We start from the raw sequence: 17,912 nt of genomic DNA, 5'->3' as shown, positions 1-17,912 counted from the left end.
TGTTGCATCGCGGCGTTACCAATGTAGCCAGAAAACCACCTAGCTCTGCTTCGCAAGCTGCTAGAAACCTAGTTCGACCGTGACTTCCCCGCCAAAAAGTCAAAACAGCAGCTTGACCAGCACATCCCACCCGACTTGTTTCGCGCGGTCAGATACGGGACCGCGATCCCAGCAACCTCCCACGAGAGAATCTCGCCCAAAGACGATAGAGGCGGCATGAATAGGGGAATGGTGGCGTTGGCAAAAAGCTCGCACCTTATTTTCAAAAGGCGCGTTTGTGTCCTGGACGAACCTCTGTGGCAGTTGAAAACAGCGAAACAAAATAAATAAATTGAATACATAAGTTGCTAAAGAAACGCAGGCGGGTATCTTGGTACAGCTTGGACACAGAAGAGGTGGTCAGGGATGGCATCATCTCGACTGAACAAGGGGCTATTGGTCTGCATTCTTTCTGCCATGCTGCCGGGCTGTGGTAGCAAGGCTCAGGATCAGGGCACAGAGCCGGAGGCGGTCACCCAAACCGGCGGGTCCAACAGTTCTTCTTCATACTCTTCGACGGGAATTGATCCTGCCACCTATGCCGGTCGGTTTCAGATCAAATTGACTAAAGAAGTCCCGTTGCGCGATATTCCTGTTCCCTTCACTGTCTATGGTGGACTCGAAGAAGCCAGTCCAACCCGCTTGCAACTGCGCGCCTTTATGGATTTGCGCGGATTGCAGGAAAAAGCGCCTCAAATCCTGACCGGTCCTTTGGAAGAAAGCTGCAAACGCCAGATCTATCTTGAGGTTCGCGACGTCACCGCCATAGACGACACCATAAAGATCGAGGGTTCAGCCCGTGCACAGTTTACGAGATGCAACCGCCATGAAGAACCGGGCTTTCGGTATTTTGGGGCCACGGTAGACGCGGTCGCGGTCACCAAGGCCGAGGTGAAGGGCCAATGCCTGGCTTTCAGTATCGAAGGCGTCGATCTAAACCCGCGCGGTTTTATTGGCGCTGTCTCCAATCTTTTCGGACTGACCAACCGCATCAACGAAGCCGTCCTCGAAAAAGGCGGGGAGTTTTTGGCTGCGCACCCGGTCTGCCCGCCATTGCCCGCAGAGTTCACTTTACTCGACCCGGTTTACGAGTCCGGAGGCACTCGGGAAATTGCGCCTGGCGGGATGGGTGCTGCTATTGTCGGATCTGCCGATGTCAGCGCTGAGACAATTGTCGAAGTCCTTGGAGGATTGAAGGAGCTTGGCGTATTGGAGTTTGCTGAATGAGACTTTGGTTGATTTTTCCAGTCTTAATGGCAGTTGTTCTGGGAGCCCGAGCACCCAACGCGCAACAGGTAGATTTTGTCATCGACGCAACGCTGCCAGTTCGTGATACGGAATTGCCTTATACGCTTGATCTGAACCTCTCCGCTGCTGCCCCGACGCGGATCGGTGTGGGTGCCCTTCTTGATCTGCGCGAAGTACAGAAATCTGTACCTGAGCGACTGGCGGAAAACGCAATAGTAGACAATTGCGGCCTGCAAGTCCGACTGGATGAATTCGGCTTTAAGGCCCAAGACGACGCGATAGATCTGGACGGGCAAGTGACCATCACGATCTTTGAATGCAGTCGAACCAGTGAGCGCGACTTTCAGCGGGGTGAACAAAAAAATGCTATTCAGGCAAACATGTCCACCGAGGCGACTGTCGAGTTGCGGGACAACTGTGCCTATTTCGAACTTATCGACCTCGTACTCACAGCTCCCGAAGCGCAGCGCGAAAAACTCCTTGAGGACGATACCCTCGAATCCGTTAAGAAGCTAATGTTGGCCGCCGTAGACCTTGTTTTGAACGAAACCCCTTTGTGTCCGGTGCTGCCGGCAGAGCTCGCGTCTCTTGATCCGGTTTATGACACTGGCGGCCCGCGAGAGATCGGAGAGGGTGGACTTGGTGTATTCTTGGACGGTTCGGTGGATGTCAGCCCGTCGACAATTCTGGACATCCTAACAGTTCTTCAACAACAAGAACTAATTCCCGGTCCACCCTAGCCGCAAAGCTCTTTCTGTCCGGTCGATATCTTCTGCCTTTCGTCCGCAAACCTAAAAAGCTGATGCCATAAAAGCAAAAGCGCCGCGTTGCTCCAAGCATCGCGGCGTTCCAAAATTCGCTGAAGTGGGTTTTAGCCCTGCTTCGTAACCTGCGTAAAGTCCAGCTCGACCGGGGTTTCGCGGCCAAAGATCGAAACCGAGACTTTCAGCTTCTGGGCTTCGTCGTCCACACCTTCGACCATACCGTCGAAATCTTCGAACGGACCGTCGTTGACCTTGACCTTCTCGCCCACTTCGAACGAGATCATCAGTTTCGGTGCGTCTTCACCTTCCTGAACACGGTTGAGGATCTGGTTCACCTCGGCATCGCGCATCGGCATCGGGCGGCCCTGCGGGCCCAGGAAGCCGGTAACCCGGTTGATCGAGTTGACCAAGTGATATCCCTGATCCGACATTTCCATATGCACCAACACGTAGCCGGGCATAAAGCGGCGTTCGGTTGTGACCTTCTTTCCCCGGCGCACTTCGATCACCTCTTCGGTGGGCACCAGTACTTCGTCGATATCGTCCTCAAGGCCTTGCTCAGCCACGGACGTGCGGATCTGCTCTGCGATCTTCTTTTCGAAGTTCGAAAGAACGCTGACCGAGTACCACCGTTTCGCCATGAACCTGTCGTCCTTGTTTGCCTTCGGTGCGTTCGGAATGCCGCAAGCACCGTCATTGAAATTCTGTCACGTCACCCGGAATAAAAAGCGGCGCACAGCCCGAATCGCCGCACGCCCATTCCGAATAGTACTGTGTCAACTACTCTGACATCCCGCGCTGTGCAAGGGGGCTGTGGCGTTTCCGCCCGGCCCAATCCGGTTTAACCGAATGCGCCCAGGATCAGTTGAAGACCGCCGCGAATACCCAGATCAACCAGCGCAAAGAACACGGCGGTCAGTGCCGCCATGATGAACACCATGACCGTGGTCAGCAGAACCTCACGACGCGTGGGCCAGACGACCTTTGCGACTTCGGCGCGGACTTGCTGAATGAACTGGATCGGATTCATTGTTGCCATTTGGCTTGGTTCTCTCTGCTAGCGGATGGGCCGGACATAACCGGGCATTGCGGCAATTTCAAGAGTGGTCAGGACTTGGGTTTGTCATCCCATTCATCGCTGAGGATACGCCGCGCGTCACCTTCGGGATCATCATACTGGTTCGACCGCACCGTGTAGATAAACGCCACAAGGCCAACCCCGCCCAAAAACAGGGAAATCGGTATGAGATAGGCCAGAACTTCCATTTCAACTACCTCAGGCGCAGGGCATTCAGGGACACGGTAATGGACGAGGTCGACATCGCCAATGCCGCGATCAGCGGTGTGGCAAACCCGGCCACGGCCAAGGGTACGGCTATAATATTGTAAACCGTAGCGATGCGAAAGTTCTCGCGAATCCTTTTGGTCGCCTTCACCGCTGTGTCACAGGCATTTGCAATCGGGGACAAGTCGTTGCCGAGTAATACGATATCCGACGCAACCCGTGCTGCGTCCAGCGCAGAGGCAGGTGAAATTGACACATGCGCCGCGGCAAGCGCGGCCGTATCGTTCAGCCCGTCACCAACCATCAGCACATGGTGCCCCCGATCGCTCAGGTCTTGTACATGGGCGGCCTTGTCCTGAGGCAGCGCCTCGGCAATCCATGTTTCAATTCCAAGCTTGTCTGCCAGCGTTTGAACCGCGCCTCGTGTATCACCCGAGATGAGAACGACGCTCTTTCCGCCGTCACGGAATGCCTGCACGGCCTCAGCCGCACCTGGGCGCAACGAATCCGAGAAAAGAAACGCAACCGGTGACTGATCCGTGACCGCCAACCAGGCAGCCGTCTGATCACCTTCGGTCGCGCCAGTCCAACCGGCGCGCCCAAGGCGCACGCGCTGACCACGGTAGGTTCCTTCAGTGCCATACCCCGGAACCTCAACCACATCCTCAAGTCTGGCAGGTTTGATCCCGGCATCTCTGGCGGATTTGGCAAGCGACACCGACAATGGATGCGAAGACGACTCGGCCAGCGCCAGTGCAATCTCAAGATCCGCGCGGGAATGATCCTCAAGATTGGTCAATTCCGGAGTGCCGGATGTAAGTGTTCCGGTTTTATCAAAAACGACCGTATCAACCTCGGCCAGACGTTCCAGCGCAGTAGAGTGTTTGATCAGCATCCCCTTGCGGAACAGTCGCCCCGAGGCCGCCGTCGTCACCGCAGGCACAGCAAGCCCCAGCGCACATGGGCAGGTGATGATCAGAACCGCCGCAGCGATGTTCAGCGCGGTTCGGATATCGCCGGAATAGATGTACCAACCCAAAAAACTGAGCGCGGACAGAATATGCACCCCCGGCGCGTATAGCTTGGCCGCCTTGTCAGCCAGCGACGTATAGCGCGATCGACCGGATTCTGCGATGGCAACCAGATCCGCCATACGGTGCAGTGACGTATCCTCGCCTACCGCTGTGGTCCGGATCGTCAGCGGGCCGGTCAGGTTAACCTCACCCGCGCTGACGGCAAGACCAGCTTCGGCAAAGACCGGGAGGGTCTCGCCCGTCAACAATGACCGGTCGAGCTCGGATTTACCCGATACAATCTCACCATCCACCGGCATACGGCCACCGGGGCGAACAATTATCAGATCACCAACGGCCAGGCTTGTGACGGACACCTCTTCTTCCGCCCCATCCACCAAGCGAATTGCACGCGGCACTTCCAGGGCCGTCAGTTCTTCGGCTGCTGATCGCGCTGCGGCGCGGGTGCGGTAGTCCAGATATCGGCCCGCGAGCAGGAAGAAAGTCAGCGTCAGTGCGGCGTCGAAATAGGCATGCTCTCCGCTGAGCGCGGTTTCCCACAGCGACGTCATGAGCGCCAACAGAATTGCCAGCACAATCGGCACATCCATGTTCAATCGTTTGACGCGCAGAGCACTCCAGGCGTTCGTGAAGAAGGGCTGCGCGGAAAAGGCAATTGCCGGCAGCGCAATGGCCGCTGAAATCCAGTGAAACAGGTCCCGCGTCGCATCCGTAGCCCCTGACCAGACCGACACAGACAACAGCATCACGTTCATCGACGCGAAACCAGCCACCGCCAATCGCATCAGCAGATCACGCCCGGCCTTGTCGGATTGGGTTGCCGACAAAGCGCCCGGGTCCAGCTCATGTGCCTCATACCCGGCGCGCTCCAAAACGGGGATCAGGTCGGCAGCGCGCGTCTCAGCGGCTGCTTTGACCATTGCACGCTTGAGCGTCAGATTGACCCGCGCGTCCTCGACGCCCGGATGGGCGTTCAGCGCGCGTTCAACATTCGCAATACAGGCCGAGCAATGAATGCCGGGCAGGGATAGGGCAATCTGCACATCTTCAGGAACGGGTCGCGCTGGTTCCGCCGGTGCTGCGATGCAACCGGGGCACGCCGCCGTACCTGAGCTGAGCTGAGCGGTCATCCCCTACCCTTTCACATACAACGGAACCCGCTGCGCAAATTCGGCACCGCTGTTGTCTTTGGCCACCAGACGGATGTTCCAGTTCCCCTTGCCTAGCGCTGCGGGCGTGGAATAGGCGGTCCCGTCAAAAGTGAAATCCGGGGTGAAATCCTCTTTCACATGTGTCGCCCGGCCAACAACTGCCTGCAACTCGGCCACCTTGACCGGCGCACCGGTTTGGTCGGTGATGTGCAGGATCAAAAGACCGCCATTGGTCTCAGCCCGGATTTCCCAACCCAAGGCCTGTTGCACCTTCAAGCGCTCGTTGAACTCCTGACTGGCGACGTAAGAGTTTTTGACCTCGAGCCCGGGAAAGGTTTTGACAGCCTTGTAGGCCAGCACGAGATTCACGGAAATGATCACCCCGAAAGCAGCGACAAAAATCGCCAGAAAGTGCTTTCCGGTAAATTGACGCTCGGCCATCTCAGTTTCCTCGTCCATTGAACGTCGTGTCCTTGTAAGCGCGCTCACCGCTTTCGATATCCTCGATCCAGATCCGAACCGGTGTCGCGTCCGCCGCTGCCGGATCCGTGTCTTTCGAGGCGATAATATAGACCCGCTGCAATTGCGCAGTATCCGCCGTGACATTCACCGTATCAAGTGGCGTGCCTTCGATCACGATCCGCATCGCCGGATCACCGGACAGAGACAGCTTGAACAGCCGTTCCTCGCCATGTTTGTTCCGCACGCGCACGTCATAGGTATTGCGGATCGTGCCGTCGGACAGGGTGACAAAGGTCGGGTTGCGAACCGGGGCCACGGTAACTTCGATGTCGGACCGGATGAACAGCGCGAACAACAGCCCAAAGCCAACAAGTGACCAAAGGGCCGTGTACAGGATGGTCCGGGGCCGCAGGATATGTTTCCAGACATTTTTGGGAGGCTTACCTGCCCGCTCGTTGGCTTCGTCACTCAGAGCCATATAGTCGATCAGACCACGCGGTTTGCCGATCTTGGCCATCATGTCGTCACAGGCGTCGATACACAGCGCACAGGTGATACACTCCAATTGCTGCCCGTCGCGAATGTCGATCCCAACCGGGCAGACGTTGACGCAAGCCATACAGTCGATGCAGTCCCCCAGCTCGGAATCCGCAGTACGTTTGCCCTTGCCACGCGGCTCACCACGCCATTCACGGTACCCGACGACGAGTGTATCCTCGTCCATCATCGCCGCCTGAATCCGCGGCCATGGACAGGCATAGATACAAATCTGTTCACGCGCGAAGCCACCGAACAGGAAGGTCGTTCCCGTCAAAATCAGTATTGTCGTATAGGCAACCGGATGGGCGTTCCCGGTCACAAGGTCCCGCAGAAGCGTCGGCGCATCGGCGAAATAGAACACCCAGGCACCACCGGTCGCCAGACCGATCAAAAGCCAGGCAGCCCATTTCGTCAGCCGCAACCGCGCTTTGCGAAAGTCTAGCTTTTCCTGACGATGCAGACGTAACCGGGCGTTGCGATCTCCTTCGATCCAGCGTTCGACAAGGATGAACAGGTCAGTCCAAACCGTCTGTGGGCAGGCATAACCGCACCACACGCGCCCCAGCGCCGAGGTGAAAAGGAACAACCCCAACCCGGCCATGATCAACAAACCGGCAACAAAATAGAATTCATGCGGCCAGATCTCGATCCAGAAGAAATAGAACCTGCGGTTGGCCAAATCCAGCAACACCGCCTGATCCGGCAGGCTGGGCCCCCGGTCCCATCTGATCCACGGGGTGATGTAATAGATCCCTAGCGTGACCGCGAGAATAATCCATTTCAGGTTGCGAAACGGCCCGGACACGCGACGCGGAAATATGGGTTCTCGTGCGGCGTAAAGGCTGGGTGCGGGGTCGGAATCGCTCACGGGCTGGCTCCAGATGTGGCTATATCACGGTGTCTTGTTCCAGAACACAAAGGTAGCCACTTTGACATGGGTCAAAAGCGCATCGTGCAGACACCTTTTGTCACATCTTACCAGCTTGCCGCCTGAGCCATGCAATAAAAGTTTTTGCCGCCGGACGCAGAGGGAAATCACCAGTAACAAGGTGATATCCGCTGTTTTCGGGCTCGCGAAACAGTTCGATGATTTGGCCCGACGTGATTTCTGCTTCGACAAAATGCCGCGCCGTGACGGTTACGCCCTGCCCCGCGCGCAACCCTTCCAAAAGCAGATTGCCGGGCAATGAGATTCGCCCTGCGTTTGGCCCGTGCCCGACACCACGTCGGGCCAGCCAGTTGGTTGCCTCGGTGGTGCCGAACTCTTCAAGCCAAGGCAGTTCGCTGAGCTCGTCTGGCGTCCACGACGTTTTTTCCCCCACCAGATTGTGGGCCGCGACGATCACCATAGGGCTTTGCAGCAACATTTCTGTACGGACACCGGGCCATGTGCCTGCACCATAGCGGATGGCCACATCGACACCGCCGGGATCTAGGCTGACCAGTGCAGGTGACGGATCAAGCGCCAATTGGATATCCGGGTGTTCGGCCTGAAATGCTGGCAGGCGGGGCATCAGCCATGACGCGGCAAATGACGACGTCAAAGAAACATGAACCGGACGATCCTGTTTGGATTGGGTCAGTTCGACCAAGGCATCGCCAATCGCACCGAACCCAAGATGCACGGCGCGCGCCAACCTTTCACCTTCAGGCGTCAAGGTCATGGATTTGCCGGACCGATCCAACAGCGCAACTCCAAGAAATTTCTCAAGCACGCGCAATTGCTGGCTGATGGCAGCGTGGCTGACATTCAGTGAGTTGCCCGCTTCCACAACATTCCGTGTCGCCGCAAAAGCGGAAAAAGCTCTGAGCGATGCGAGCGGCGGCATTTCCATCCAGTTCACATGTAAGCCCTGATTACATACAGAAATGCTAATTGAGTCGCATTTTGCAGTCTGAAAATCAATCCTGATGACAGAAGAACCAAAACTCAGGAGATGTCAGATGCTCTCAATTCTTGCAAAGTCATTCATGATCGCCACCCAGACACATGAGCTGGATGAACCAAAATCATCGGATCGGCCTGACAGACAAAAGCAACGCTGGTTGCCGGAAAGTCATTGGTGGAAGCAACACAAACGTGCCAGTTTTTCGCAATGCAAATAGCAAACCGAAGCCCGCGTCTGGACCGCCTCGCTGGTGATTTGTAAGGTAGAGAGGCAGCACCGGCTGTTCAGGAAACGCGCGAACAGATGGAACAGCCGGTGCCTCAACCTTCGGACGGCGAACCGTCCGAAGGTATTCTTTTGCGGTTACTGACCGCCACCCAACTGGTGGACATAGGCGGTGACAGCACGGATTTGCGCGTCGCTCAGGCGATTTTCCCATGCAGGCATCACACCAAAGCGGCTGTTGGTCACCGTTTCTGTCAGAGCTTCCTGGCTGCCGCCGTATAGCCAGATCGCGTCGGTCAGGTTCGGAGCACCTTGGGTGACATCGCCCTTGCCGTCTTCGCCATGGCAAGAGGAACAGTTGTCCTCAAAAACAACTTTGCCCGCCTGCGCCGCCGCATCGTCGCTTTGCGCATTGGTCAAAGACATGACGTATTGCACGACTTGGGTGACTTCTTCTTTTTCGAGGATTTCACCAAAGGCTGGCATCTCGGAATAGCGCGCGTCGTCGCTTTCTTCATTCCGAATACCATAAGCAATGGTGGTCTCGATATCTTCCAGCGAACCACCCCAGAGCCATGCGTCATCCAGCAGGTTCGGGAAACCCGGCGCACCCTGCGCGCCCGAACCGTGGCACTGTGCGCACCATGTCCGGAATACCGCGCCGCCCGCGTTGACCGCATATTGCTGCAGCTCGGAATCTTTCGAGACAACCTCAAGCGAGGTTTCAACCAGTTTGGCGTTCCACGGCGCGTTGGCTTCTTCGAAAGAAACGATCTCTTCTTGCACCAATTCTCGCGATGACCAGCCAAGAACACCGGCGGTTGCGGACTGAACCAGCGGCCAGGCCGGATACATGATCGTATAGATCACGCCCCAGATAATGGTGACGTAAAAGGTCCACAGCCACCAGCGCGGCATCGGGTTGTCGAACTCTTCGATGCCATCCCAGGAGTGTCCGGTTGTGTTTGGATCGCCCGGCTGTTTTTCAGGTGTCTTGCTCATTGCCGCGCCTCCTTGGATGTGGCGGGTTTGTCGCCCCCACGGGGCGCAGCTGTTTCGTCACCCTTGAAGGGCGCAGGGGCATCTTCGTGCCGGAACGGGATGTTGGCGGTGTCCTTGTATTCTTTGCTGGCTCCGGGACGGAAAACCCAGATCACGATGCCAACAAAGAAGACAAACAGTACCAACAGCATCCAGCTATCCGCGAATTGCCTCAGGATTGTGTATTCTTCCATCACACCCTCCTTTAGCGGCTCGGGTCTGGGGTGAAGGTCGAGAAATCGACCAGTGTTCCCAGCATCTGCAGATAAGCAACCAACGCATCGGCTTCGGTCAGTTCCGGCTGACCGTCGAAGTTTCGAATGCTGACCTTGTCGCCGTATCGTTCCAGAAGACCATCATAGTCGCTGTCCGGGTCGGCCTGCGCACGGAAGTCCGCCTGCGCGTTTGCCAGCATCTCTTCGGTATAGGGCGTGCCCACAACAGCATTCGCCGCCATGACATCACCGATATACTTGCCGTCGATCTTGCGATGCTCGAGGAAGCCATATTTTGGCATCACCGATTCCGGCACCACAGACTGCGGATCACGCAAGTGATCCACGTGCCACTGGTCGGAATAGCGGCCCCCAACGCGGGCCAGATCAGGTCCAGTACGCTTGGACCCCCATTGGAACGGGTGGTCGTACATCGACTCGGCCGCCAGCGAGTAGTGGCCATATCGTTCGACCTCGTCCCGCATCGGGCGGATCATCTGGCTGTGGCAGGTATAGCAGCCTTCGCGGATGTAGATGTCACGCCCCGCCATTTCGAGAGGGGTGTAAGGGCGCATGCCCTCCACCTTCTCGATCGTGTTCTCAAGATAGAACAGCGGGGTGATCTGCACGATGCCACCGATGGTCACGACCAAAAAGCTGAAGATCAGCAGGAGGGTCGCGTTGGTCTCGAGGATCTTATGTTTGTCGAGAATTGCCATTGCTCCGGCCCTCCTTATTCAGCCGGGACCGCGACGGTCAGGCTGGCCTCTTTGGCCGGCGCTTTCCGCACAGTCATCCACAGGTTGTAGCACATGATCAACGCACCAGCGACGAACATCACGCCACCCAAAGCACGCACCACATACATCGGGAATTTGGCAGCCACGGTGTCAGCGAACGAGTTCACCAGGAAGCCGTTTGCATCCACTTCACGCCACATCAGGCCTTCCATGATACCGGTCACCCACATCGACGCGGCGTACAGAACGATACCGATGGTGGCGAGCCAGAAATGCCAGCTGACCATCTGCAGCGAGTACAGACGCTCACGTTTCCACAGGACCGGCACCAGGAAGTACAGCGCACCAAAGGTGATCATGCCGTTCCAGCCCAGCGCGCCCGAGTGCACGTGACCAATGGTCCAGTCGGTATAGTGCGACAGCGAGTTCACCGCACGGATCGACATCATCGGTCCTTCAAAGGTGGACATGCCGTAGAAGCCGACCGAGATCACCATCATCCGGATCACCGGGTCAGTACGCAGCTTGTCCCATGCGCCCGACAGGGTCATCAGGCCGTTGATCATGCCACCCCAGGACGGCATCCACAGGATGATCGAGAACACCATGCCCAGCGTCGACGCCCAATCCGGCAGCGCGGTATAATGCAGGTGGTGCGGACCGGCCCAGATATACAGGAAGATCAGCGCCCAGAAGTGGATGATCGACAGCTTGTAACTGAACACCGGACGCTCGGCCTGTTTCGGGATGAAGTAATACATCATGCCCAGGAAGCCCGCAGTCAGGAAAAAGCCCACGGCGTTGTGGCCGTACCACCACTGGATCATGGCGTCTTGTACACCCGACCAGACGATGACCGATTTAGAACCCCAGATACTGACGGGGACGGTCATGTTATTAACCAGGTGCAGCATGGCGACTGTGACGATAAAGGCCAGATAGAACCAGTTTGCCACGTAGATGTGGGGTTCTTTCCGTTTGACGATCGTCCCCAGATAGACGGCCAGATAGGCCACCCAGACGATGGTCAGCCAAAGGTCAACATACCATTCGGGTTCAGCGTATTCCTTGGACTGGGTCCCGCCCAGAACGTAGCCGGTTGCGGCGAGCACGATGAACAGCTGATAGCCCCAGAACACAAACCATGCCAGATTTCCGCCCCACAGGCGCGCGGCGCTTGTGCGCTGTACGACATAGAACGATGTCGCGATTAGCGCGTTGCCGCCAAAGGCAAAAATCACCGCCGAGGTGTGCAGCGGGCGCAAACGGCCAAAGTTTAGATAACCTTGCGCCCATTCGAAGTTCAGCACCGGAAAAGCGAGCTGAAAGGCGATAAAAGTCCCCGCAAGGAACCCGACCACCCCCCAGAAGGCAGTTGCGATCACGCCATAGCGGATCACGTCATCCATGTACTCGGCCGAACGGTCGACGAGGATATCTGGCTCATCCGTATTTCGCAGCGTCCAGATGAACAATCCACCGGCGATCAGCATCACCAGAATTGCATGCACCTGATACGCCAAATCGCGTGCGTAATTGGTTCCGATCGCCGCGAATATCGCGATCAGACCAAGCACGATCAGCTTGATGTAATTTGACATATTGCGTCCCTTTGCCATGCCCCGCGCGATTCTTATTTGTCGCGGAACCCTTTTGACTGGCCGTTGTTTTGTCCGACAGCGGCCAATCTTGCTTTGATCTGTATCAAGACGATAACCCGAAATCTGTGACAATCCTAAGCCTTAGACTGAGCTGCGTAGCCGCAGGTGTCTCAGCCCCGAAGACAAGAGGTCAAAATGGCGTACAAATCTCTTCTCACAGTCGTAACCGACTCGGAACAATCACAATCGGCGTTGGCGCAAATGGCCGCGCTGGCAATTGCACAGGATGCGCATGCCGAAGCATTGTGCCTTGGCGTAGATCGAAGCCAGGCGGGCTATTACTATGCAGGCGCCAATGCGCTGGTCCTGCAAGAAACGCTGAGCCGTGCCAATGCAGACGCAGAGGAGCTGCTGACGCACACACAGGAATATCTGGGCAAATCCGGTATTCGCTGGTCTGCCGAAAGCGGGGTCGCTCAGATCGCCGATATTGGTCGACACGTGGCGCATCGTGCCAGGTTCTCGGATCTGGTCGTTCTGCCGCAACCCTATGGCAAAGACCGCAGCGCCGAGGCTGAGCCTATTGTCGAAGCCGCCATGTTCGAAGGTCACGCACCCATTCTGGTTACGCCGGATAACACACCGCCATTCGAGCGACCCGGCACTATCATGATCGGATGGAATGAAAGTGTCGAAGCCATGCGCGCCATCCGATGCGCCCTGCCCTTTCTGACGCAAGCCGATCTGGTTCGGATTGTCGTTATAGACCCGCCGCGCCACGGTCCTGACCGCTCTGATCCCGGCGGGCTATTGTCTCAGATGCTGGCCCGGCACGGGACCAAGTGTGAGATCGACGTGCTCAGCAAAACCATGACCCGTGTGTCAGACATCCTGAACAGGCACGCCGCCGACAGCGAAGCGGACATGATCGTCATGGGCGCTTACGGCCACTCAAGGTTCCGCGAAGCCATCCTGGGTGGGGCAACCCGAAACATGTTGGAACAAGCCTCGGTACCAGTGTTTCTGGCACACTGACTGTAAGTGCTTACGATTCGGGGGGGCCATCCGTTCGGACGGATGGCCTAAACGCGTTTTATGAGGCCAATCACAAACAACAGAATGACCGCGCCGATGGTTGCGAAGAGTATCGCCGAAAACACACCACCACCGACCGAAAAACCCAGCGCCGGGAAAATCAAGCCTGCAAGAAAGGCGCCCACGATTCCGACTATGATATTTCCGATCAGGCCGAACCCGCGGCCTTCCATGATTTTTCCCGACAGCCATCCGGCGATCGCGCCGATGACAAGCATTGCCAAAATGCTACTGAATTCCATGCCTTGCTCCTGCGTGGTTCATTCACAGGTTCAGTAAATCACGACTGCACGCAGCAGAACAGGCTTAAACCAGAAAACCGCCATCCGAGTCGTCGCCGGCCTCGTCCATCAGACGCCGCATGTCGGGGATTGTCACGTGGCGTTTGCCTTCCAACTCGATAATCCCCTCTTTCTTCAGGGCCGAAATCTGGCGACTTACGGTTTCCAAGGTCAATCCCAGGTAATCTGCCATAGCCTCACGTGTCAGAGGAAGATCGAAAACGATCGGGCCAGGTTTTTGCTTGGGCGCAATTGAAGCGTCCCGCCGGGCAATGATTGACAGCAAGCTTGCAATCTTCTCGCGCGCGGTCTTGCGCCCCAGAACCAACATCCATTCACGCGCCGCGTCCAACTCATCCAGTGTCATCTGCAGCAGTCGATGGGCGATGTGCGGGGTGCTACCCATCAGGGTTTCGAACGGTTTCTTGCGAAAACAGCACATAACCAAATCTGTTGTGGCCAGCACATCGTAGGGCGCTGTTTCGCGACCGGGTCGTCCAACAAAATCGCTGGGCAATAGCAGGCCGACCATTTGCGTCCGCCCATCTTCCATCGTCTGGGTCAACGAGGCGATGCCCGACACGACAGAGCCCACAAAATTCATCTGATCCCCCGACCAGATAACCGTTTGGCCCGCCTCAAAGGTCCGATAATACTTGATGCCTTCAAGCGCTTCCAATTCATCGATATCACAATGTGCACAGACGGCGCGATGCCGAATGGGGCAGTCCGAACAGTTGGTATGGTCAAATTGCGCTTTTAACATCGTTCGCGGTTCCACTTGATCTCAGTCAAGGTTTCGTAGACGGCCGTGCCTTAACGGTATCGGTATGATAGTGAAACCGCAATTATCAAAGCTTGGACTATTTGACGCGAAAGTCCCGCGTTACACAAGCTATCCCACCGCCCCACATTTCAGCAACGATGTGGGGCCAAGTCTTTTTGGCGACTGGATTTCCGGGATCAAGCCCGGCAGTTCCGTGTCGCTGTACGTCCACGTCCCGTTCTGCCGCAGGCTGTGCTGGTTCTGCGCCTGCCGGACGCAAGGCACCCAGACCGACAACCCGGTGATCGCCTATGTGGATGTCCTCAAGGCCGAGCTGGACCTGCTGGCCGCCCACCTTCCTGCGGGTGTAACCCTTTCGCGCCTGCATTGGGGCGGTGGTACACCCACCCTGCTGAACCCCGATTTGATGCGCGATCTGGCCGCCCGGATTCTTGAGATTGTCCCGCTGGGGCCGGATGCAGAGTTCTCGGTCGAAATCGACCCGAACGAGATTGACGAGGGTCGGCTCGATGCATTGGCCGAGGCCGGCATGAACCGTGCGTCTATCGGCGTGCAGGATTTCGACGACGAAATCCAGAAAACCATCGGGCGCATCCAAAGTTACGACACCACCCGCAAGGCCATAGAAATGATCCGCGCGCGCGGCATCGCCAGCCTGAATGCCGATATTCTGTATGGTCTGCCGCACCAGACCAAGGCGCGGATGACTGAAAGCGTGCAGAAATTGCTGTCGCTCAGCCCGGACCGGGTGGCGTTGTACGGCTATGCGCATGTGCCGTGGATGGCCAAGCGGCAACAGCTGATCCCGACGGATGCCCTGCCAACGCCCGAAGACCGCCTGGATCTGTTCGATACGGCCCGGCGCCTGTTCCTGTGGGACAAGTATGCCGAAATCGGCATTGACCACTTTGCCACGCAGGATGACGGGCTGACGCACGCACTGAATACGGGAAGGCTAAAGCGCAACTTTCAGGGCTACACCGACGATCAGTCCGACGTTTTGATCGGGATTGGTGCGAGCTCGATCTCACGATTCCCGCAAGGATACGCCCAGAACGCACCCGCAACGTCGGCGCATACCAAAGCGATCCGCGAGGGCGGGTTCTCAATATCCCGTGGGCATTTGTTCAAAGGCCAAGACATCTTGCGCGCCCGATTGATTGAAGCGTTGATGTGCGATTTCCGGATAGATACCGCCGAGATACTGCGCGACCACAACATCACCGCCGCGGAATTGCAGGAGATGTATCAGACTGCAAACGCAACCTTCGACGGGTTGCTAAGCATCTCTGAAGACGGCCTGTTCATCCCGCCCGAGGCGCGCGCGCTGACCCGAATGGTCGCCCGCACCTTTGACGCCTATGATCTGAGCAAGGCGGGACACAGCTCGGCGATCTGATACCGACGCAGGACAGGACTTGACGCGGAGGGTGGGTTTTCCCCACACTTGTAGGGCGGGTGGAAATCCGCCCCGTGCCTGAGGCAGGCAGAGTATCAGACAGTATGTGCCGACGCGTTCGCGCTCGACCGACTTTTTCGTGCAGCCGTTCTGCAACTTGAAAGAGGGACTGCATTCATGCGCGTTTTTTCTGTCCTCGGCCCCAGCCACTCGGGCAAAACAACACTGGTCGAGGCCATTAGCCGCCTTGATGGCCGGCCAACCACATTCGACGTTTCCGGAACCGTGCATTTGCACGGTTTTTCTTACTTGGACGAACCCTGGTGTGCCATCGACGTGAATGGTGGCAGCGACACCATGGCTTATGTCGGCCCTGCCATGGCGATCTCGGATGCTGCTGTCGTTGTCGTACCGCCCGACCCGGACGCCGCCGTGCTTTGCGCCCCTTATCTGCGGCTGGTCGAAGAGGCGAGTATTCCCTGCTTTCTGTTCATCAATCGCATGGACACCCCTAACGGACGCATCCGCGATATCATCGCCGCTCTGCAAACCTATTGCACACACCACATCGCATTGCGGCAGGTTCCAATCCGCGATGGCGAGGCGATCATCGGCGCGGTCGACCTGATCTCGGAACGGGCATGGAAGTATCAGGAAGGGCAACCCTCGGCCCTGATCGAACTTCCGCAGTCCGTCGAAGACCGGGAACAGGAAGCCCGAACCGAATTGTTGGAGACGCTTTCAGATTTCGATGATCATCTGTTGGAGCAACTGATTGAGGACAAACAGCCGCCCAGCGCAGAAATCTATGATCTGGCCGCGCAGGTTCTGCAAAACCATCAGTTGATCCCGGCCTGCCTGGGGTCCGCCAGCCACGGCAACGGGTTGACCCGTTTGATGAAAGCGCTGCGTCACGAAGCTCCTGAATTCAACATCGCCGCCGGGCGGGACGAAGCAGCTGAAGACGCGCGCGCAATTGCCGGGTTCGCGGATGTTAAAAAGCACATCGGAAAAATCATCGTGCTGCGCGGTCTGGGAAAGGGCGTCAAAGCGCATGAAGCTCTGGGCGGCGAAACGGTTGGCAACCTGACGACACTGGATGCCAAAACACAAATTTCGGAATTGGAAGCTGGCCAGATCGGGCTGGCCGTGAAATCCGACCACCTCAATCCCGGCAACCTGTACGACAACACCGGAACTACACCGTTACCGGAATGGGCCGAGGCCCATCCGGCCGCCCACCGGCAAATTGTGTCGCCTGCACATGAGCGCGACGATGTACGCCTGTCAAACGCGTTATCCCGACTGGTCGAGATCGACCCCGGACTGCACCTGCAACACGATGAACTGAGCGGTCATGCGGTTCTGGGATCGCAGGGGCCTCAGCATATGCGCCGGGTCAGCGCCAAACTGGCCGAAGACTTCGGTATCGAGATTGAGACCCAGACGGTTGAGACGGCCTATCGCGAGACCATCCGCGCACCGATCGAACATCGTCATCGCCACCGCAAACAATCCGGCGGCGCAGGACAATTTGCCGATGTGGTGATCTCGATCGCTCCGACCCCACGTGGGGCCGGGTTCGAATTCGTAGAGATCGTCAAAGGGGGCGCTGTGCCCAGAAACTATATCCCTTCGGTCGAACACGGGGCCAAGGATGCTCTGGTGCGAGGGCCCGAGGGGTTTCCCGTTGTGGATGTCAAAGTCACGCTCAGCGATGGCAAGCATCACAACGTCGACAGTTCTGACTATGCGTTCCGCACTGCGGGCAAGAACGCGGTGCGGGAGGCTTTGCCGCAAGCGAAACCGGTCGTGCTGCAGCCCATCCTGAACGCCGAAATTCACCTGCCCTCGGATTTCGTGGGCGACCTGGTGCCTACGATCAGTTCGCTGCAGGGTCAGGTTCTGGGCTTTGAAGGCAATCCCAACGCGTCTGGATGGGAGATTTTCAATGCCCAACTGCCTGCTGTGGCCGAAGACGAGTTACACCGCACCCTCGCCAGCGCGACACGCGGCACCGGGTGGGTAAAACTGCAATTCGACCATTACGAAGAGCTTCGCGGCCCGGTTCCAAAATCCGCGGCACGCGAAACAGCGAATGCCTGAAAGCCCCGGG

Annotated in this window: 18 protein-coding genes; 5 read left to right on the top strand and 13 right to left on the bottom strand. The window is 57.2% G+C overall.

What is annotated here, in order from left to right:
* Positions 1 to 405 precede the first annotated feature (405 nt).
* The gene (locus AC2FLA_RS10920) at positions 406 to 1,266 is read left to right on the top strand and encodes a hypothetical protein (protein ID WP_496722140.1); all 861 of its coding nucleotides are present in this window, start codon (positions 406 to 408) and stop codon (positions 1,264 to 1,266) included.
* A 26-nt stretch (positions 1,267 to 1,292) separates the two neighbouring features.
* Entirely contained in the window at positions 1,293 to 2,027 is a 735-nt protein-coding gene (locus AC2FLA_RS10915) for a hypothetical protein (RefSeq protein WP_496722138.1), read from the top strand.
* A gap of 131 nt (positions 2,028 to 2,158) precedes the next feature.
* On the opposite strand, the gene nusG is transcribed toward AC2FLA_RS10915, so the two are convergent.
* The 11 genes from nusG to ccoN all read right to left on the bottom strand — a co-directional run bounded on the left by nusG (position 2,159) and on the right by ccoN (position 12,234).
* Entirely contained in the window at positions 2,159 to 2,692 is a 534-nt protein-coding gene (nusG, locus tag AC2FLA_RS10910) for a transcription termination/antitermination protein NusG (protein ID WP_058272488.1), read from the bottom strand.
* Between the two features lie 200 nt (positions 2,693 to 2,892).
* Positions 2,893 to 3,090 carry a preprotein translocase subunit SecE gene (gene secE / locus AC2FLA_RS10905; RefSeq protein WP_058272489.1) on the bottom strand — a complete coding sequence of 66 codons (198 nt, stop codon included), beginning with the start codon at positions 3,088 to 3,090 and terminating at the stop codon, positions 2,893 to 2,895.
* A gap of 68 nt (positions 3,091 to 3,158) precedes the next feature.
* Positions 3,159 to 3,317 carry a cbb3-type cytochrome oxidase assembly protein CcoS gene (ccoS, locus tag AC2FLA_RS10900; protein WP_058272490.1) on the bottom strand — a complete coding sequence of 53 codons (159 nt, stop codon included), beginning with the start codon at positions 3,315 to 3,317 and terminating at the stop codon, positions 3,159 to 3,161.
* Between the two features lie 5 nt (positions 3,318 to 3,322).
* Complete coding sequence (locus AC2FLA_RS10895; protein ID WP_496722136.1) at positions 3,323 to 5,500, bottom strand: heavy metal translocating P-type ATPase; 2,178 nt, start codon at positions 5,498 to 5,500, stop codon at positions 3,323 to 3,325.
* A gap of 3 nt (positions 5,501 to 5,503) precedes the next feature.
* Complete coding sequence (locus AC2FLA_RS10890; protein ID WP_108861187.1) at positions 5,504 to 5,962, bottom strand: FixH family protein; 459 nt, start codon at positions 5,960 to 5,962, stop codon at positions 5,504 to 5,506.
* A 1-nt stretch (position 5,963) separates the two neighbouring features.
* Positions 5,964 to 7,391 (bottom strand): cytochrome c oxidase accessory protein CcoG, encoded by a 1,428-nt coding sequence (gene ccoG / locus AC2FLA_RS10885; protein ID WP_496722131.1) that lies wholly within the window; start codon positions 7,389 to 7,391, stop codon positions 5,964 to 5,966.
* Positions 7,392 to 7,491: 100 nt separating this feature from the next.
* Positions 7,492 to 8,352, bottom strand: coding sequence for a LysR family transcriptional regulator (locus AC2FLA_RS10880; RefSeq protein WP_496722129.1), 861 nt, complete (start codon positions 8,350 to 8,352; stop codon positions 7,492 to 7,494).
* Positions 8,353 to 8,775: 423 nt separating this feature from the next.
* Entirely contained in the window at positions 8,776 to 9,639 is an 864-nt protein-coding gene (ccoP, locus tag AC2FLA_RS10875; protein WP_496722127.1) for a cytochrome-c oxidase, cbb3-type subunit III, read from the bottom strand.
* Positions 9,636 to 9,872, bottom strand: a complete 237-nt coding sequence (locus tag AC2FLA_RS10870; protein WP_058272495.1) for a CcoQ/FixQ family Cbb3-type cytochrome c oxidase assembly chaperone — start codon at positions 9,870 to 9,872, stop codon at positions 9,636 to 9,638. Before AC2FLA_RS10870 ends, ccoP begins: the two co-directional genes overlap by 4 nt.
* Positions 9,873 to 9,883: 11 nt before the next feature.
* Entirely contained in the window at positions 9,884 to 10,612 is a 729-nt protein-coding gene (gene ccoO / locus AC2FLA_RS10865) for a cytochrome-c oxidase, cbb3-type subunit II (protein ID WP_058272496.1), read from the bottom strand.
* 14 nt (positions 10,613 to 10,626) lie between these two features.
* On the bottom strand, positions 10,627 to 12,234 hold the full coding sequence (gene ccoN, locus AC2FLA_RS10860; protein ID WP_108861216.1) for a cytochrome-c oxidase, cbb3-type subunit I: 1,608 nt from the start codon (positions 12,232 to 12,234) through the stop codon (positions 10,627 to 10,629).
* 195 nt (positions 12,235 to 12,429) lie between these two features.
* Here ccoN and AC2FLA_RS10855 point away from each other — a divergent pair, with 195 nt between their 5' ends.
* Positions 12,430 to 13,269, top strand: coding sequence for a universal stress protein (locus AC2FLA_RS10855; protein ID WP_496722124.1), 840 nt, complete (start codon positions 12,430 to 12,432; stop codon positions 13,267 to 13,269).
* A 47-nt stretch (positions 13,270 to 13,316) separates the two neighbouring features.
* Here AC2FLA_RS10855 and AC2FLA_RS10850 read toward each other — a convergent pair whose 3' ends face one another.
* Both AC2FLA_RS10850 and fnrL read right to left on the bottom strand, forming a co-directional pair.
* Positions 13,317 to 13,571 carry a GlsB/YeaQ/YmgE family stress response membrane protein gene (locus AC2FLA_RS10850; protein ID WP_058272498.1) on the bottom strand — a complete coding sequence of 85 codons (255 nt, stop codon included), beginning with the start codon at positions 13,569 to 13,571 and terminating at the stop codon, positions 13,317 to 13,319.
* A gap of 64 nt (positions 13,572 to 13,635) precedes the next feature.
* A complete protein-coding gene (gene fnrL / locus AC2FLA_RS10845; RefSeq protein WP_496722122.1) occupies positions 13,636 to 14,376 on the bottom strand; it encodes a transcriptional regulator FnrL in 741 nt (246 codons plus the stop codon).
* Between the two features lie 64 nt (positions 14,377 to 14,440).
* On the opposite strand from fnrL, the gene hemN reads away from it, so the two are divergent.
* On the top strand, positions 14,441 to 15,796 hold the full coding sequence (hemN, locus tag AC2FLA_RS10840; protein WP_496722120.1) for an oxygen-independent coproporphyrinogen III oxidase: 1,356 nt from the start codon (positions 14,441 to 14,443) through the stop codon (positions 15,794 to 15,796).
* Positions 15,797 to 15,973: 177 nt separating this feature from the next.
* Positions 15,974 to 17,902: an elongation factor G gene (locus tag AC2FLA_RS10835; RefSeq protein ID WP_496722118.1), complete on the top strand. Its 1,929-nt coding sequence runs from the start codon at positions 15,974 to 15,976 to the stop codon at positions 17,900 to 17,902.
* The last annotated feature ends 10 nt before the right edge of the window (positions 17,903 to 17,912 follow it).

The sequence above is a fragment of the Ruegeria sp. CDSA033 genome, from assembly GCF_059612305.1.
This window is presented reverse-complemented; position numbering and strand designations above follow the sequence as displayed.

Coding starts and splice junctions, on each gene's coding strand:
- hemN (WP_496722120.1), top strand. CDS start 14,441: ATGATAGTGAAACCGCAATTATCAAAGCTTGGACTATTTGACGCGAAA.
- nusG (WP_058272488.1), bottom strand. CDS start 2,692: ATGGCGAAACGGTGGTACTCGGTCAGCGTTCTTTCGAACTTCGAAAAG.
- AC2FLA_RS10890 (WP_108861187.1), bottom strand. CDS start 5,962: ATGGCCGAGCGTCAATTTACCGGAAAGCACTTTCTGGCGATTTTTGTC.
- AC2FLA_RS10835 (WP_496722118.1), top strand. CDS start 15,974: ATGCGCGTTTTTTCTGTCCTCGGCCCCAGCCACTCGGGCAAAACAACA.
- AC2FLA_RS10870 (WP_058272495.1), bottom strand. CDS start 9,872: ATGGAAGAATACACAATCCTGAGGCAATTCGCGGATAGCTGGATGCTG.
- AC2FLA_RS10895 (WP_496722136.1), bottom strand. CDS start 5,500: ATGACCGCTCAGCTCAGCTCAGGTACGGCGGCGTGCCCCGGTTGCATC.
- ccoO (WP_058272496.1), bottom strand. CDS start 10,612: ATGGCAATTCTCGACAAACATAAGATCCTCGAGACCAACGCGACCCTC.
- ccoP (WP_496722127.1), bottom strand. CDS start 9,639: ATGAGCAAGACACCTGAAAAACAGCCGGGCGATCCAAACACAACCGGA.
- AC2FLA_RS10880 (WP_496722129.1), bottom strand. CDS start 8,352: ATGCCGCCGCTCGCATCGCTCAGAGCTTTTTCCGCTTTTGCGGCGACA.
- AC2FLA_RS10915 (WP_496722138.1), top strand. CDS start 1,293: ATGGCAGTTGTTCTGGGAGCCCGAGCACCCAACGCGCAACAGGTAGAT.
- ccoN (WP_108861216.1), bottom strand. CDS start 12,234: ATGTCAAATTACATCAAGCTGATCGTGCTTGGTCTGATCGCGATATTC.
- AC2FLA_RS10850 (WP_058272498.1), bottom strand. CDS start 13,571: ATGGAATTCAGTAGCATTTTGGCAATGCTTGTCATCGGCGCGATCGCC.
- ccoS (WP_058272490.1), bottom strand. CDS start 3,317: ATGGAAGTTCTGGCCTATCTCATACCGATTTCCCTGTTTTTGGGCGGG.
- secE (WP_058272489.1), bottom strand. CDS start 3,090: ATGGCAACAATGAATCCGATCCAGTTCATTCAGCAAGTCCGCGCCGAA.
- AC2FLA_RS10920 (WP_496722140.1), top strand. CDS start 406: ATGGCATCATCTCGACTGAACAAGGGGCTATTGGTCTGCATTCTTTCT.
- fnrL (WP_496722122.1), bottom strand. CDS start 14,376: ATGTTAAAAGCGCAATTTGACCATACCAACTGTTCGGACTGCCCCATT.
- AC2FLA_RS10855 (WP_496722124.1), top strand. CDS start 12,430: ATGGCGTACAAATCTCTTCTCACAGTCGTAACCGACTCGGAACAATCA.